Below are 15,795 nucleotides of genomic sequence, written 5' to 3' on the forward strand. Positions count from 1 at the left end.
TCGACGGCCCGTCGTCCACAATGGAGTGGACGACGGGCCGCCGTCGTCGGTGACGACATGGTGACGAGGATGTTCGGTGAGGGGAGTGGCGATGGCGGAAGATGAGCGGGGCGGTGAGGCTGCCGGAGTCGTCGCGGACAAGCTCACCGTCGCACACCGGCGTGAGCCCGCCGGATCGGTCGACCACACCGTCGAGAGCCTCATCCGCTCAGCCCCGGTTGTCGGCACGGCCGACATGTCGGTGCGGGAAGCGGCGCAACTGATGACCGAGCGCAATCGCGACCACGTGCTGATCCCGTTGCGCGACGGCGGTTTCGGAGTGCTCACCGACGCGATCCTCCGTGAGCGAGTTGTCGCGGCGGGCGCATCGCTCGATACCCCGGTGACCGCGCTGACGCAGCGTCGCGCAACCGTGGTCGCGCCGCACGTCGCGGCCACCGACGCGCTCACCACGATCCTTGAGAACGACCTGACGGCACTGCCCGTCGTCGACGCAGGCGGAGTGGTGCACGGCGTTGTCGCGCCGTCGGACTTCGTGGCGGCACCCGGAGGGCCGAGTGTTGCTCTGCGCGAGCAGATCTCACGTGCGCGCGACGTCGTCGAATTGCAGGAGCGTGCGTCTCGGGTGCCGTACCTGATCGCCGACCTGGTCCGTCGCGAGCAACCAGCACACTCGGTTACCACGATGGCGTCTCTTGTCGTCGATGCAGTGGTCCGTCGTGCACTCGAACTCGTCCTGGCCTCACATCCGGAGTTGGACCCGACCAAGTTGACGTGGATGTCGTTGGGCAGCAACGCTCGTCGGGAGACCGTGTTGAGTTCCGACATCGACTCGGCCGTCTCGTTCTCCGACGACGTCAGCGACGAGCAGGTGCAGGCTTATCGGGTGGCCTTCGGAGAGGTCGACGCTGTGCTCCGCGGAGCGGGCATGGCCGTCGATGACAACGGCGCGATCGCCTCGATGCCGTTGTTCTCGCGCACTCACGCGCGGTGGCGCGCTGCCGCGGAACGGTGGCTCGCCGAGCCGTTGGAGAACAAGGGCATGATTCTCACGTCGTTGTTGATCGACGCCCGCCCCATCTGGGGCGATGAAGGGCTCCCGGCGGTCGGCGAGGTGTTCGCCGACCTTCGACGACACCGAGGAACGCTGAATCTCCTGCTGGCAGAAGCTCTTGCCACCAGAGCGAAGATGCGGTCGATGCGTGATGTTCTGACTCGTCGCGGCGATGACTTCGACATCAAGCAACATGCGATCGGTCCCCTGGTGAACTTCGCCCGCTGGGCGGCGTTGTCGGTGGGGTCGCCGCAACTCGACACACGCGGTCGGTTACGCGCCGCGTCGGGAACCGAGTTGTTGTCCAACGACCAGGCCGACACCTTGATCGAGGTCTTCGAGATCTTGCAGCGAATCCGCCTCAATTACCAAGTCGCACAGTTTGATCGGGGTGAGGAGGTGAGTGACGTGCTGGACATGAAACGGTTGTCTCCGCTCGACCGCAGCATGGTCGCGCAGGCCGTACGCGAGATCGCCGGGGTGCAGCGCCGGGCCGCCAACCGCGCGCACTATCTGCCGGTAGGTTCGGCGTAATGAATTCTGTGAGAAGGGGTCGCGCGCGGTGTGTTTGATTCTGTTCGCCGTCGACGCCGCCCCGGGATACGAGTTTCTCCTGGCCGCCAATCGTGACGAGATCTACTCGCGACCGACCGACGGCATTCACCGGTGGGCCGACGCCCCGATCATCGGTGGTCGTGATCTGACGGCCGGCGGCACGTGGATGGGTGTGTCGACGACGTCGCCACGACGCATGGCGGCGGTGACGAATGTGCGCATCGGCGAGCCGAAAGTGCTGCCGGACAAACGATCACGCGGCGACCTGCCCGTCGACTTCCTCGTCGGTGAGGCCACCCCGCGGGAAGCGGCGGAGCATCTTTTGCGACACGCCGACGAATACGCGCCGGTCAACCTGCTGGTGGCCGACGGCGTCGACGTCTGGTGGGCGACGAATGCGCCCGTGCCCGAGGCGAGGGCCGTGGCGCCCGGCTGGCACGGATTGTCGAATGGCGTGCTCGACAGCGACTGGCCCAAGGTGACCGATGGTGTTCGACGGTTCCAGCACGTCGCGGCCGAGCCGGGCGCGCTGCCGGACGACTACCTTGCGATGCTCGACGATCGGCGCCTGGCCGACCCCGCGCGACTGCCGGACACGGGCATCGACCCCGAGCGTGAACACGAGCTCTCAGCGATGTTCGTCGACATGGACGGCTACGGCACCCGCGCCTCGTCGGTGCTGCGCATGGGACGCGACGGCCGCGGCGACCTGACCGAACGTCGTTTCCACGAGGGAAAGGCCGCCGCGACCACGGTGCTGTCCTGGTGATCTCCGCAGTGACTGGTCGCCGCCGGCTGGTTTCCGCTATCGACACGGGTCGTCGTGCTGCACCCCGAGTGTGCGCATCGCAGCCGCCGTCCGGTTATGTTGCTCAGGTGATTCGCGCTGCAGTCGACGTTCTACCCATTGCACTCGGCCTACTGATGGCGTCGGCGCCACTGGTGATGGTCAGCATGGCGCTGGTGATCAGACGGTCGGTGGGGGCTGGTTGGAGCTTTCTGCTCGGTTGGATTCTCGGGCTCGTAATCGTCTGCGGGGTGGTGGTCGCTGTCGCCGACCTGGTGTCCCTCGCCGGTGAGACGGGGACCGTCGGCGGCGTGGTCGGCGTCGTTGTGGGCGTCATCCTCCTCGGCCTCGGCGTGTGGAAGTGGTATGGCGAGTGGCGGAACCCGAACAAGGGCGACGTGCCGTCGTGGTACGAGTCGATCGAGCGTATGCGCGGGTCAACGGTCTTTGCCTTCGGTATCGGTATGGCGGCGCTGAACCCCAAAACCTCTTCCTCGCTGTCGCGGCCAGTGTCGCCGTCGCCGAGGCGACGGACAACATCGGCGCTCAGGCCGTCGGAATCGTCGTGTTCGTCGTCGTCGGCAGTATCGGAGTGGCCGCACCCACCGTGGCAACGCAGTTGGCAGGGGACCGCGCGGGAGCGACGCTGGCGCGGGTCGACGAGGTGATCACGCGGTACAACGCAGTGATCGTCGGTGCCGTGCTCATCATCCTGGGCGCCGTCGTGACGACCAACGGGATCGATGCCCTGCTCGCGTCCTGAGTTGCAGGCACGCACGACAACCGCCGGGCCCGAGGCGATCTCGGGTCCGGCGGTTTCGCGATGGAGGTCGTGGTCAGCTGGTGGCGAACGGATTCTGCTCGGCGGGGATGTCGAGCGCTGCGCCGACCTCGGCATTGAACAACGTGCCCGCGTGGGTGCTCAGGCCGCCTGCGAGTGCGGCATTGTCTGCCAAGGCCTTCTCCCAGCCCTTGTCGGCGAGCTGCAGCACGTAGGGGAGCGTGGCACCGGTGAGTGCCTGCGTCGACGTACGGGCAACGGTGCCGGGCATATTCGCGACGCAGTAGAACACGGTGTCATGCACGGTGAAGGTCGGGTCGTCGTGGGTGGTGGGACGCGAATCCTCGAAGCAGCCGCCCTGATCGATGGCGATGTCGACGAGCACCGCGCCCGACTTCATCTGCGCGACAAGGCTGTTGGGGACGAGCACAGGCGCCTTCGCGCCGGGGACGAGGACCGCGCCGATCACCAGGTCGGCCTGCTTGACCGCGTCGGCGAGTGCCAGCGACGTCGAGTAGCGGGTGTGGACGCGGCCGCCGAAGCGTGCGTCGACCGCGCGCAGTTTGGCGATGTCGAGGTCGAAGACGGTGACCTGTGCGCCCATGCCCATGGCGATGGTCGCGGCGTTGACGCCGCTGACGCCGGCACCGATGACGACGACGTCGGCGGGCTCGGTACCGGGGACGCCGCCCATCAGCACGCCGCGGCCGCCTTCGGAACGCATGAGGTGGTAGGCGCCCACCTGAGGAGCGAGTCGGCCTGCGACCTCGCTCATCGGGGCGAGCAGGGGAAGCGAACCGTCGGCGGCGCGGACCGTCTCGTAGGCGATCGACGTGGTGCCAGACGCGAGCAGCGCGTCGGTGCACGGGCGGCTGGCCGCAAGGTGCAGGTAGGTGAAGATCGTCTGGCCCTCGCGCATGAGTCCGTATTCGGCCTCGATGGGCTCTTTGACCTTGAGGAGCAGGTCGGCCTGCTCCCAGACCGCGGCGGCGGTGTCGAGGATCTGTGCGCCGGCGGCCTTGAAGTCGGTGTCGTCGATGGCGGAACCGAGGCCTGCACCTGCCTCGATGATCACGTCGTGGCCGCGTTTGGTCAGCTCGGCGACGCCTGCAGGCGTGATGGCGACGCGGTATTCGTTGTTCTTGATTTCGGTGGGGATGCCGATACGCATCGGGTGCTCCTCGGAAGTGTTGGGGTGTGGTCATGTGCTGCGCGGCGGAGGCGCTGCTCTGCGCTGAACACCTTCAAGCGTGAAGGAACGTCGAATGGTGCACAATATTGATGAGGAAAGTTCTGTAGATTGCGGTTCAAGGTGAAGAATCGTCAGATCGAGGAGTTGTGATGGCCGCCACGCCGAAGGATGTTCGGGCAGTCGAGCTCGACGCGACCGATCGTGAACTACTGCGCGTCCTGCAACTCGATGCGCGTATCCCCAACAGTGAGCTTGCGGCACGAGTGGGGATCGCGGCGTCGACAGCACACGGACGCCTCCGACGGCTCGTCGACGCCGGTGTGATCCGCGGATTCTTCGCCGACGTCGATCCGGCCGCGGTCGGACGGCCATTGCGGGCAATGGTCGCCGTGAGCTTGCAGTCGGATGCGCGTGGGCAGATCCGCCAGTTCGTCGGCGAGATCGCACAGCGAGATGAAGTGATCGACGTCTTCTTTCTCGCGGGTGCCGACGACTACCTGCTGCACGTCGCGACCGCCGACACCGAGGCATTGCGCACGTTCGTCGAGATGCTCAATGCCAGACGCGAAGTCGCAGGTACCACGACGTCGCTGGTCTTCGACCACCAGCGCGGCGATGCGCCGATCTACTGAGGGTCGGCACGAAAGTGCCGCCCACTAGACTCGGACAGGAATGTTCGACCGAGCACGCGAGGAGAGGGAGCACCGATGAGTGACGAGATCAGAGTGGGCGTGTTCGGCAGTGGGGGCAAGGTCGGGCAGGCCATGGTCGACGCTGTCGAGGCCGCCGAGGATCTCGTCTTCACCACGGGCGTCGACAAGGGCGACGATCCCGCTGCCTTCGTCGACACGGACACCTCCGTCGTCATCGACTTCACGCATCCGAGCGTGGTCATGGACAACCTGAAGTTCTTGATAGAGAACGGAATTCACGCGGTCGTCGGTACGACCGGGTTCACCGCGGAACGTCTTGCGCAGGTGCGCGAGTGGTTGTCCGATGCGCCGGGCGTCGGAGTGCTGATCGCACCCAACTTTGCGATCGGAGCCGTCCTGTCGATGCGTTTCGCGCAGCAGGCGGCGCGCTTCTTCGACTCCGTTGAGGTCATCGAGCTGCACCATCCGCATAAGGCCGACGCGCCGTCCGGCACCGCGTATCGCACGGCGGCGCTGATCGCTGAGTCGCGTGCCCAGGCGGGCGTCGGGCCGAGCCCCGATGCCACGACCGAGGAACTCCCCGGCGCGCGGGGAGCAGTTGTCGACGGCGTGCGCGTGCACTCCGTCCGACTCGCCGGTCTCGTCGCGCACCAGGAGGTCCTCCTCGGTACACAGGGCGAGACGCTGACCATCCGTCACGACTCGATCGATCGCAGTTCGTTCGCGCCGGGCGTGCTACTCGGCGTTCGCCAGATCGGCACCCGCCCGGGCCTGACCGTCGGACTCGACGAACTGATGGACCTGTAACTGCCGATGTCTGCCGAGCCGAACAAGAAGCACAAGAAGGATCCGACGCAGCGCGACGCCCGCCCGATCGTGTGGATGATCGGGTTTCTCGTTGTCGCCATGATCGTCTACTTCGTGCTGCTCGGCAGGACCGGTGTGCAACTCATCGCGCACGGCGGCGTCGTGGCGGTGGGGCTCGGCATCGGTGTGTTGATCCTGCCGTTCCTCGGTGCGTGGCTGATCTGGTCGACGCTGCGTGCGGGTATCGAACATCAGAAACTGGCGCGGATCATGGCGCAGGAGGGGCGTGAACTCAACGTCTCCGACCTGCCGCGTCGAGCGTCGGGTCGCATCGAACGCGAGGCCGCGGACGAACTCTTCGCACAGGTCAAGCAGGAGTGGGAAGCGAACCCCTCCGATTGGCACAACACGTATCGGATCGCGCGCGCCTACGACTACGCGGGAGATCGCTCCCGAGCCAGAGAGATGATGAAGCGTGCTGTGGCCCAGTTCCATGGACGTGACGAGCGGCCCAGCACATGAGTGACGCTGTCCGTGCGCTGCTGGATGCGGAGCAGCTCTGGGCCGACGCGCTCGCGCAGGTCGGTCCGGCTGCGCTCGATCGCCGCAGTGGCGCCGATGGCTGGACCAACCGCGACCTCATCAATCACGTCACCGGCGGTGGCCATCGATACGCGATGCTGCTCGCGGGTGCGAGTGCCGGCGATGTCGAGACGACCAGGGACTCCGACTACATCGTCGACGATCCGGTTGGTGAGTTCTGGTGCTACGAAACCATGCTGCGCGAGTCCGCAGCGGCCGCTGACCTCAGCGCTGCCGTGGATCATCGGGCCGGGCAGCGCTCGGGTGACGACCTGCTGATCATGCGCGCCATGGATCTCGCGCTGCACACCCACGACCTCTGCGTCGGTATCGGAATCAGGTGGGAGCCGTCGGACGATCTCGTCGAGTACCTTCTCAGCGACGCGTCGCCTCTCATTGAAGAACTCAGGGGCTTGGGCCTTTTCGGCGCTGCTCTCGAGTGCGCCGACACCGACTCGGCGAGCGCGGCCGATCGGCTCCTGGCGTTTTCCGGACGGGCACGATGACCTCGGGGAGCAGATCATGAGTCGCCTGCTGATCATCCATCACACGCCGTCGCCGCATTGCCAGGCGATGTTCGAGGCGGTGGTGTCCGGCGCGACCGACCCCGAGATCGAGGGGGTCGACGTCGTGCGCCGGGCCGCGCTGTCGGTATCGACGAGCGACTTCCTCGACGCCGACGGCTACGTCCTTGGCAGCCCGGCGAACCTCGGGTCGATCTCGGGCGCACTCAAGCACGCCTTCGACTGCTCCTACTACCAGATCCTCGACTCGACGCGCGGTCGCCCGTTCGGCCTCTACCTTCACGGCAACGAGGGAACGGAAGGCGCGGTGAACGCTGTCGACCGGATCACCGCGGGGCTTGGTTGGGAGAAGGCCGCGGAGTACGTGATCGCGTCGAACAAGCCGGACAAGGCGGTCCTCGAGGCGTGCTGGGAGTTGGGCGCGACCGTGGCCGCGGGTCTCTCGGACTAGGCTCCCCGGGCAGATCGACATCACAGACGCGGCTCGAATTGGCAAACGCGGCCGGTACACCAGCCGCGTCTGCCGACTCGAGCCGCGTGTGGAACGTCGAGTTTCGACAAGCGGCACCACCGCCCAGTTTGTGCCGACTTTGCCGTGATCTACGACGAATCTGCGCAACTGCTGGAAGACTTGCGCAGTCAATCGTCGGTGAGTGCGGAGGGCGTCAATCGTGAGAGGTTCAGGCTCGTCGTGGCAGGCAGTGGCTTCGTGGCAGGCAGTGGCTTCGTGACGGGAGTACCGGCGTGATCGCCACCGCCGTTGGAGATGTGTTGCCGATCGCGGTGACGGTCGCGATCAGTCCGGTCGCGATCATCTCGGGTGTCGTGCTCCTGTTGTCCGAACACGGCCGCGCCAAAGCGGTTCTCTTTGCTGTGGGGTGGATCATCAGTCTGCTCGTCGTGACGGGCATCGCGGTCGCGGTGACGGACGTGGCAGAAGAGGATTCACCCGCCGCCACGGATGACGGAGTCAAGATCTTCACCCTGATTCTCGGGGTGATCTTCCTTGGACTCGCAGTGGTTGCCTGGCGAAAGCGACCCGCACCAGGTGAGCCGGCGAGCGAAGCGAAACTGCTGGCCAGGGTGACGGCGATGTCGGGGCTGTCGGTGTTGGGGCTCGGACTCATCGAGGCGGTGGCAATCGTGAAGAACGTGCCACTCAGTTTCGGCGCGGGGGCGCGCATAGCCGAGGACACCGGGAACCGGTCAGAGGCGTGGATAGTGCTGGTGATCTTTGTCCTCATCGCCAGTCTCGGCATCCTGCTTCCGCTGCTCATTGCGATAGTGGGAGGTCACCGGCTCGATCCGGCGCTGAACAACTTCAGGGAGTGGCTCGAGGCAAACATCTCGCCGATCACCATCATTACGTGTCTCGTCGTCGGCGTGTACTTCATCGGCAAAGGTCTCGCAGTGTTCTCATGAGGGCGGTTCTCACGAGGGCTGGTCATTCCGCGGACTGGTCATTCCGTGGGTTGCGCTTCGTCGACGGTGTCGGTCAGTTCGGCGATGATCTGCGCCTGCCGGACCAGGAACAAACGTTCGTCGAGCTTCTTGCGACGCATCCAGGTGGTGACCTCGGTATTGCACTTGCTGGCGTTGCACGAGCGGCAGCACGGCACCACGTTGCTCAGGGTGTAGCGACCACCACGGGAGATCGCCAACATGCAATCGCGTTGTAGCGCAACACCATCGGCGTGGCAGTACGCGCATCCGCCCCACGCCTCCTGAAGTGCTTCCCACTGGAGTGGAGTCAGGTCGTGTGACTTCGACGCGACTCGTGACCTGCGACGTCGTGCGTAGCGGTTGGCGCGGGTACGCGGGCGGGGAGGCACGCGTCGAGCCTAGTCTGTTGTCACCACACATCACACGAGCCACACGCAACCCACAAGGGGTGTCGCAGGGGCAGGGGGCAGGTGCGGCGGCCCTAGACTGGCAGTCGTGAGTACGGCCATCCGCGACCTCAGCTCGACAGAGACGATTCCGACGCCATATGAAGACCTGCTGCGTCTGGTGATGGACACCGGCACGCCCAAGGCCGATCGCACCGGGACCGGAACGCGCAGTCTGTTCGGGCATCAGCTCCGCTACGACCTCGCTCAGGGTTTCCCACTGATCACCACCAAGAAGGTGCATCTGAAGTCGATCATCTACGAATTGCTGTGGTTTCTGCGCGGCGACTCGAACGTGCGATGGCTTCAGGACAGGGGCGTGACGATCTGGGACGAGTGGGCCGACGAGAACGGCGAACTCGGCCCTGTCTACGGCGTCCAATGGAGAAGCTGGCCGACGCCGTCGGGCGAGCACATCGACCAGATTTCCGCGGCGCTCGAGATGCTCAAGACCAATCCCGACTCGCGACGCAACATCGTGTCCGCGTGGAACGTGGGGGAGATCCCTCAGATGGCGCTACCGCCGTGTCACGCGTTCTTCCAGTTCTATGTGGCCGACGGCAAGCTGTCGTGTCAGCTCTATCAGCGCAGTGCTGATCTGTTCCTCGGAGTGCCGTTCAACATCGCGTCGTACGCGTTGCTCACGCACATGATGGCGCAGCAAGCTGGTCTCGACGTCGGGGAGTTCGTCTGGACCGGCGGCGACTGCCACATCTACGACAACCACGTCGACCAGGTCAACCGGCAACTCTCGCGTGAGCCGTATCCGTATCCGACGCTTCGGCTGACTCCGCGCGAGTCGATCTTCGACTACGAGTTCGACGACGTCGAGATCGTCGACTATCAGTCACACCCAGGCATCAAGGCGCCGGTCGCGGTCTGATTCGAGAAGTCTCCGTTCGTGTCCTCCGAACGGAGGGTTTCTTGCGGCCTGATTTTCAGTACCGATGGTATCGAAGTGTGATGTGTGTTACATCATGACGTGCCGAGCGGAGATCTGATGGGCCTAACCGCACTCTGCCGGTCTCGTTGATCGGGCGCACCGTGCGACCAACGGGCTGACTATCGAAGTCGGGTCGGGAGCGGTAGGCCCGATCGGTTGGTAACTACATATGGGATCGATTCTGCGTGTCTGCGCCGCGATGGCGTCGGCGATCGGTGGCGTCATCGGAGCTGTCTGGGCGGCTGCCGCCATGACGGTGGCGAACGCGGCGACCGTCACGGCACTCATCATGGGTGGTACCTGGAATCCGTTGGTGGACTTCGGTCCTCAAGCGCAAACCGACGAGTTCGTCGACACCTATCTCAATCTCATCGCGTCGAACTACCTCGCGCAGGCCAGTGGTGTGAACGCGGCCGACCTCAACAAGGTCGCCGTGTACACGCCGGAGGAGTTCGCGCCGTTCACCGCGGGCGACCTGAGTTTCGATCGTTCGGTCGCGCTCGGAGTGGCGAATCTGAGCGCCTGCATATCGGGAGCCACTGCGTGTCCGCGCAATCTCTCGTTCGGCACGCCCGCAGCGGGCGATCAGCTCGTCGTGTTCGGATACTCGCAGAGCACCAGGATCGCGGCGATCACCAAGCGATCGCTGATCGACTACTACTCGAGCGTCGGCTGGGCGTCGGCCCCCGACGTCTCTTTCGTTCTGGCCGCGGACGTGAACAGGCCCAACGGGGGAATCCTCGCGAGGTTCGCTGGATTGTCGATTCCGTTCCTCGGCATCAGCATGGACGGCGCGGCGCCGACAAACAGTTGCGTCGACGGCCAATGCTATTTCCGCACAACCGATATCAGCTTCCAGTACGACGGCTTCTCGGACTTCCCGTCACACCCTCTCAACGTGATCGCCGACCTGAACGCGGTTCTCGGCATCGCCTATCAGCACGGCCTCTATCCATTTGAATCACCGTTGGGCGCACCGGGAACCGTCGATCAGGGCGAGTACGGCGACACGCACTATTACATGATCCCGGCAGAGGTCCTGCCGATCCTCGTTCCACTGGTGGGCGTGCTACCCGCGACGTGGATCACCGCACTGGACATGCCACTGCGGACCATCATCGAGATGGGCTACAACCGAGAGCTCAGCCCCGGGGAACCGCTTGCGGCGCAGTGGTTCCGGTTCTCTCCGGTGCGTGACGCCATCACCGTCGCGATCGCGCTTGCGACAGGGATCGACGACGCCGTCGCGCAGAAGACCGGAGATCCGTCCAACCGGCCACTGGGCACCACCGCGATCAGCGGACCGTTCGGGGTGCCGGAGTTCAGCTTCCGTGACTGGTTCGACGCCGCGCATCCCGGCAGTTCAGCGGGTTCGTCGCTCAGTTCGAGCGTCGAGGTCTCAGCGGCTCCTGTCGCCGCTGACACACCGACGGCTCCCGCCGTGGCCGGAGCGCGATCCGCGGTGGTGAACGATCCGATCTCGACGCCGTCCGGTCAGCGCGGAACAGATGCGATGGCGCCGCAGGGCGTCGAATCCGGCGGGGCGTCGGCGAATGCGACACCACCGACTGATCAGTCGGATTCGGACCCATCCGCAGCTTCGACGACGCCCCCGCAGGTGACGAAGCCCAATGCCCAACCGCAGGTGCACCCGGAGGGCGAAGCGAAACGCCCCGCGACGGTAGGTGACCCGGCAGGCGGTGGCAGTCGACCGGGCGACGACGCGCCGGGTGCCGCCGCCACGGGAACGACACAGTCTGGTGGTGTCACGGATGCCGGGAACAGTGCAGGACAGGATGATTCGACGAAGGGTGACCGGGAAGGGTCCGCGCTGGGAGAGCCTGTCGGACCCCGGCGGTAGTCTCTGTCCATGGCCACTGGCATCACACTCATCTGGGCGCAGGATCGTGTCGGCGCCATCGGGCGTCAGAACACGATCCCGTGGCGCGTCCCCGAGGACATGCGCCGGTTCCGCGAACTGACAGGCACCGACCCGGTCGTGATGGGACGAAAGACGTGGGAGTCGCTGCCCGAGCGATTCCGCCCGCTGCCGGAACGTCGCAACGTCGTGGTCACCCGGAACACTGACTACGTCGCGCCAGGGGCAGAGATCGCTGGCTCGCTGCGCGAAGCGCTGGATCGGATCGTCGGCGCCGTCACGGTGATGGGTGGCGGCGCGATCTACGAGGCCGCGATGGAACACGCCACGCGCTTGCACGTCACCGAGATCGATCTGCTCGTCGAGGGAGCCGACGCGTTTGCGCCCGAGATCGACCCATACGGATGGGAGGTCGCGCAGGCCACGTCGTGGGAGACGTCGTCTGGCGGGCTTCGCTATCGCTTCGTCGACTACTCGCGTCACCGCACGGCGTCGGATGTGCGTCGAGGAGCTTGATCATCTCCGCGATGGCACCTCCCGAGCTCTCGGCCGCGCAGGCGGCCCGAATCGCCCTCACCGCACAGGGATTCGGTCCTCGACCTTCCGCGGGAACCGTCACGCGCAGACAGGTCTCGCGGATCGTCGAACGCACGCGACTGATCCAGATGGATTCGGTGAACATCGCGGTGCGAGCGCACTATCTGCCGTTGTTCTCGCGGCTCGGCTCCTACGACCGAACCCTGCTCGACCGCGCCGCGTGGCATCCCGGGCGGGCCACTCGGATGCTCGTCGAATATTGGGCGCACGAGGCCGCACTGATCCCGGTCGACGACTGGCCGTTGTTCGGCTGGCGGATGGAGGAGTATCGGGACGGACGGTATCTCCACACGCGAGAACTCATGCGCGACAACCGGGTTCTCGCGGCGGACATTCGGGCGCTCATCGGCGAGATCGGGCCGTCGACGCCGCGTCTGATCGAGAGTCATCTCGGGATCGAGCGCGAACCCAGCGCACCCGGCGGCTGGTGGAACCGCGGCGATGTGAAGCATCTGTGTGAGGCGATGTTCGCCTCCGGTGAGTTGTCGGCTGTGCGAGACGCGAACTTCGGACGCCACTACGACCTCACCGAGCGCGTCGTCGGCGAGGTCGCGCAGCGTCGCATCGACAGGGTCGATGCGCACAGGCAGTTGGTGACGAATGCTGCTGCGGCGCTTGGCGTCGCGACAGTCGCCGACCTCGCCGACTACTACCGGCTCAAGCCTGCCGAGGTTCGCGATGTCGTCGCTGAGTTGGTGGAAGACGCAGCGCTGCAACAGGTGTCGGTGCGTGGCTGGAAAGACGCCGCGTTTATGCACGCCGACACCGTGATTCCGCGTCGCATCGCCGCTGCGGACGGGCGGTCGACGCTGCTCTCGCCCTTTGATCCGCTGGTCTTCTTTCGTCCGCGCGCCGAACGGCTCTTCGGTTTCCGGTATCGCATCGAGATCTACGTCCCCGAGCACAAGCGCGTACACGGCTACTACGTGCATCCCTATCTACTCGGCGACGAGATCGTCGCCCGCGTCGATCTCAAGGCCGACCGCGCCGCGGGTGTGCTTCGGGTGCCTGCGGCTCACCTCGAGGAGGGGCGTGACGCAGGCATGGTCGCCGAGCGTCTCGCGACCGACCTCGCGACGACCGCGCAGTGGCTCGGACTCGACGGCGTCGAGGTCGGTTCCCGTGGCGATCTGGCTGCCACGTTGGCTCATGCCACCGTCGGGGCTTCGGCATGACATGCTGTTTCCGGCTTTGAGTCAATCCAGCAGGCATTCACCACATCGAAGAGTTCACGAGAGGTACCGATGACGGTCACGCACGACGGGCGCACCTACCAACTGGTCATGTTCGACCTCGACGACACCCTGGCACCGTCGAAGAGCCCCATGGACGACTCCATGGTCGAGGTCTTCGGCCGACTACTCGACCGCAGCATAGCGTGCATCATCTCGGGCGGTAATTTCGATCAGTTCCAGGTGCAGGTGCTCGACCGACTCGGCGACGACGTGAATCGTGCGAACCTGCATCTGATGCCCACGAACGGCACGCAGTACGTGCGGTGGGACGGCTCCGAATGGAAGACCGTGTACGCCGAGTACCTCACCGACGACGAGAAGCAGCGCACCCTGACGACGCTCGAGACCGGCGCGAAAGAACTCGGCCTGTGGGAAACCGAGACGTGGGGGCCGGTACTGGAGGATCGGGGCAGCCAGATCACGTTCAGCGCGTTGGGGCAGGCTGCTCCCGTCGACGCGAAGAAGGCATGGGATCCCGACGGCCGTAAGAAGGAGTCGCTGCGCGCGTACGCGGCCGAACGTCTTCCCGACCTCGAGGTCCGCAGCGGCGGATCGACGTCTGTGGACGTGACCCGCAAGGGCATCGACAAGTCCTACGGTGCGCGCCGACTGATGGAGATCCTCGACCTCACCGTCGACGACATCCTCTTCTACGGTGACCGGCTCGACGAGGGCGGCAACGACCGGCCGGTGATGGAGCTGGGCATCACGTCGATCAGCGTGACCGACTGGCATGACACGCTCGCCAAGCTCACCGCGCTCCTCGACGAGTGAGCAGAGTCGGCGTGCTCACCGTTCGGTGACGTGTGGCCGATGCTCGGCGAACCCGACGATCTCCTCGATCTGCGTGGCCAGCGACACGAGTAGCAACTCGCTGTTCGCCGGTCCGACAAGCTGAGCGCTCTGCGGCAGGCCCGACCGATCCACTCCGATGGGTACGGCCGCCGCAGGGTTGCCCAGTACGTTCCAGGCTGCCGTGTACGACGCGGTCTCCCCGGCTGCGCGCAGAAGGCCCACGAAACCGCGTCGGTCGAGCTGTCCGGCCTTGACGGCCGTGGTGAGGGTGGTCGGCGTCAGCAGGACGTCGTAGTCGTCGAAGATCTGTGCAAGGAGCGTCTCGGCGATCCGCTCCGCACGTCGTTCTGCCCACCCGGCGCCCGCGTGGAGGACACGTCCGACGCGGGCGATGCGTCGAGTGTTGCGCTCGAGCCTGTCCGGATGTTCCACGCGCGCAGCCTCTTCGGAGACGCCCGACGCGGTTTGCACCAAGAAGACCCCCGACAGCAGTGGGTAGTCGGGATCGGATTCGACGACGTCGTGGCCGGCCTCGCGCAGGCGGTCGGCCAGCGCGCGTATCGCGGCGGCCGACTCATCGTCGACCATGCCCGCCCGCATCGGATTGCGAAACGACAGTCGGATTCGCAGGCGGCCGGGCGGCGTGGCCGCGGCGTCGACGAAGGAGCCGGGGAGCGCGGCGGCATGAAACCTGTCGGTCGACGTCGCGCCGGAGATCACGTCGTAGATGAGTGCGCTGTCGGCGACGGTGCGGGTCAACGGACCCAGGGTGCCCAGGGCTCGCCACAGGTCGGGGTTGGGTGCCGTACTGACCCGCCCTCGCTGCGGTTTGAGTCCGAACAGACCGCACCAGCTCGAAGGGAGACGGATCGACCCACCGCCGTCGCCGCCGATCCCTGCGGCCACCATCCCCGACGCGACCGCTGCCGCGGTGCCTCCGCTCGAGCCGGCGGGGGATCGGTCGAGGTCCCACGGGTTCCGTGTCCAGCCGTGCGCCGCCGTTTCGGTGAAGGGCCAGATGCCGAATTCGGGCATCCGTGTCTTGCCGATGATCACAGCGCCCGCATCGCGCAGACGCGTGACCACCTCCGAATCGGCCCGTGCCGGCGTCGTCACCGACGCCCCACCAAATGCCGTGGGCACACCGCGCACGTCGTTCTCGTCCTTGATCGCGATCGGTACCCCGTGCAGCGGGCCGGCAGGGGCGCCGTCGCGTAGTGCGGCGTCGAGTCGATCGGCTTCGGCTCGCGCCTCGTCGTGCAGGACGGTGGAGAACGCGTTGAGCGTGGGGTCGAGGCGAGCGATCTCGGCCAAGCTGTGCTCGACGAGTTCGCGAGAGGTGACCTGGCCGTCGACGACCCAGGAGCGCTGGCTGTGAACAGAACTGAAGTGCAGATCGGGCATGCCACCCATCGTCCCCCGTCGGGCACCGGGGCGGGTGCTGAAACTCCGCAGGTGTTGCCGAGAGCTCCCTCGGACGACGGGGTGCTCGGGTCGTGAAGGTCGCGCTGATGGACAATCA

The 15,795-nt window shown here is 65.8% G+C and carries 16 protein-coding genes and 1 pseudogene; 14 read left to right on the top strand and 3 right to left on the bottom strand.

Annotated features, from left to right (window positions below):
- Positions 1–91 precede the first annotated feature (91 nt).
- From GOSPT_RS06875 to GOSPT_RS24270, 3 genes and pseudogenes are all read left to right on the top strand, one after another.
- Complete coding sequence (locus GOSPT_RS06875; protein ID WP_039855080.1) at positions 92–1,588, top strand: putative nucleotidyltransferase substrate binding domain-containing protein; 1,497 nt, start codon at positions 92–94, stop codon at positions 1,586–1,588.
- Positions 1,589–1,616: 28 nt separating this feature from the next.
- Positions 1,617–2,378, top strand: coding sequence for an NRDE family protein (locus tag GOSPT_RS06880; protein ID WP_005204474.1), 762 nt, complete (start codon positions 1,617–1,619; stop codon positions 2,376–2,378).
- Positions 2,379–2,563: 185 nt separating this feature from the next.
- A pseudogene (locus GOSPT_RS24270) lies at positions 2,564–3,159 on the top strand (GAP family protein).
- 73 nt (positions 3,160–3,232) lie between these two features.
- On the opposite strand, the gene ald reads toward GOSPT_RS24270, so the two are convergent.
- Positions 3,233–4,348 (bottom strand): alanine dehydrogenase, encoded by a 1,116-nt coding sequence (gene ald / locus GOSPT_RS06890; RefSeq protein WP_005204479.1) that lies wholly within the window; start codon positions 4,346–4,348, stop codon positions 3,233–3,235.
- A gap of 170 nt (positions 4,349–4,518) precedes the next feature.
- Between ald and GOSPT_RS06895 the strand changes: the two genes are divergently transcribed.
- The 6 genes from GOSPT_RS06895 to GOSPT_RS06920 all read left to right on the top strand — a co-directional run bounded on the left by GOSPT_RS06895 (position 4,519) and on the right by GOSPT_RS06920 (position 8,357).
- Positions 4,519–5,001 (top strand): Lrp/AsnC family transcriptional regulator, encoded by a 483-nt coding sequence (locus tag GOSPT_RS06895; RefSeq protein ID WP_005204483.1) that lies wholly within the window; start codon positions 4,519–4,521, stop codon positions 4,999–5,001.
- A 75-nt stretch (positions 5,002–5,076) separates the two neighbouring features.
- The gene (gene dapB, locus GOSPT_RS06900; protein WP_005204484.1) at positions 5,077–5,829 is read left to right on the top strand and encodes a 4-hydroxy-tetrahydrodipicolinate reductase; all 753 of its coding nucleotides are present in this window, start codon (positions 5,077–5,079) and stop codon (positions 5,827–5,829) included.
- Positions 5,830–5,835: 6 nt separating this feature from the next.
- Positions 5,836–6,351 carry a hypothetical protein gene (locus GOSPT_RS06905; protein WP_005204486.1) on the top strand — a complete coding sequence of 172 codons (516 nt, stop codon included), beginning with the start codon at positions 5,836–5,838 and terminating at the stop codon, positions 6,349–6,351.
- A complete protein-coding gene (locus tag GOSPT_RS06910) occupies positions 6,348–6,917 on the top strand; it encodes a maleylpyruvate isomerase N-terminal domain-containing protein (RefSeq protein ID WP_005204487.1) in 570 nt (189 codons plus the stop codon). Before GOSPT_RS06905 ends, GOSPT_RS06910 begins: the two co-directional genes overlap by 4 nt.
- A gap of 16 nt (positions 6,918–6,933) precedes the next feature.
- Complete coding sequence (locus GOSPT_RS06915) at positions 6,934–7,386, top strand: flavodoxin family protein (RefSeq protein WP_005204489.1); 453 nt, start codon at positions 6,934–6,936, stop codon at positions 7,384–7,386.
- A 293-nt stretch (positions 7,387–7,679) separates the two neighbouring features.
- Complete coding sequence (locus GOSPT_RS06920; RefSeq protein ID WP_005204491.1) at positions 7,680–8,357, top strand: GAP family protein; 678 nt, start codon at positions 7,680–7,682, stop codon at positions 8,355–8,357.
- A 38-nt stretch (positions 8,358–8,395) separates the two neighbouring features.
- Here GOSPT_RS06920 and GOSPT_RS06925 read toward each other — a convergent pair whose 3' ends face one another.
- Positions 8,396–8,767, bottom strand: a complete 372-nt coding sequence (locus GOSPT_RS06925; protein WP_039855063.1) for an HNH endonuclease — start codon at positions 8,765–8,767, stop codon at positions 8,396–8,398.
- 106 nt (positions 8,768–8,873) lie between these two features.
- Here GOSPT_RS06925 and GOSPT_RS06930 point away from each other — a divergent pair, with 106 nt between their 5' ends.
- The 5 genes from GOSPT_RS06930 to GOSPT_RS06950 all read left to right on the top strand — a co-directional run bounded on the left by GOSPT_RS06930 (position 8,874) and on the right by GOSPT_RS06950 (position 14,252).
- Complete coding sequence (locus tag GOSPT_RS06930; protein WP_005204498.1) at positions 8,874–9,707, top strand: thymidylate synthase; 834 nt, start codon at positions 8,874–8,876, stop codon at positions 9,705–9,707.
- A 229-nt stretch (positions 9,708–9,936) separates the two neighbouring features.
- A complete protein-coding gene (locus GOSPT_RS06935) occupies positions 9,937–11,628 on the top strand; it encodes a PE-PPE domain-containing protein (protein WP_005204500.1) in 1,692 nt (563 codons plus the stop codon).
- 9 nt (positions 11,629–11,637) lie between these two features.
- Positions 11,638–12,162 carry a dihydrofolate reductase gene (locus tag GOSPT_RS06940; protein WP_005204503.1) on the top strand — a complete coding sequence of 175 codons (525 nt, stop codon included), beginning with the start codon at positions 11,638–11,640 and terminating at the stop codon, positions 12,160–12,162.
- Between the two features lie 11 nt (positions 12,163–12,173).
- Complete coding sequence (locus GOSPT_RS06945) at positions 12,174–13,418, top strand: winged helix-turn-helix domain-containing protein (RefSeq protein ID WP_039855082.1); 1,245 nt, start codon at positions 12,174–12,176, stop codon at positions 13,416–13,418.
- Positions 13,419–13,487: 69 nt separating this feature from the next.
- Positions 13,488–14,252, top strand: a complete 765-nt coding sequence (locus GOSPT_RS06950) for an HAD-IIB family hydrolase (RefSeq protein WP_005204507.1) — start codon at positions 13,488–13,490, stop codon at positions 14,250–14,252.
- 15 nt (positions 14,253–14,267) lie between these two features.
- Here the strand turns inward: GOSPT_RS06950 and GOSPT_RS06955 are convergent, their stop codons facing one another.
- Positions 14,268–15,677, bottom strand: a complete 1,410-nt coding sequence (locus GOSPT_RS06955; RefSeq protein WP_039855064.1) for an amidase — start codon at positions 15,675–15,677, stop codon at positions 14,268–14,270.
- Positions 15,678–15,795 lie beyond the last annotated feature (118 nt).

The organism is Gordonia sputi NBRC 100414 (assembly GCF_000248055.1).
GTDB classification, from domain to species: Bacteria; Actinomycetota; Actinomycetes; order Mycobacteriales; family Mycobacteriaceae; genus Gordonia; species Gordonia sputi.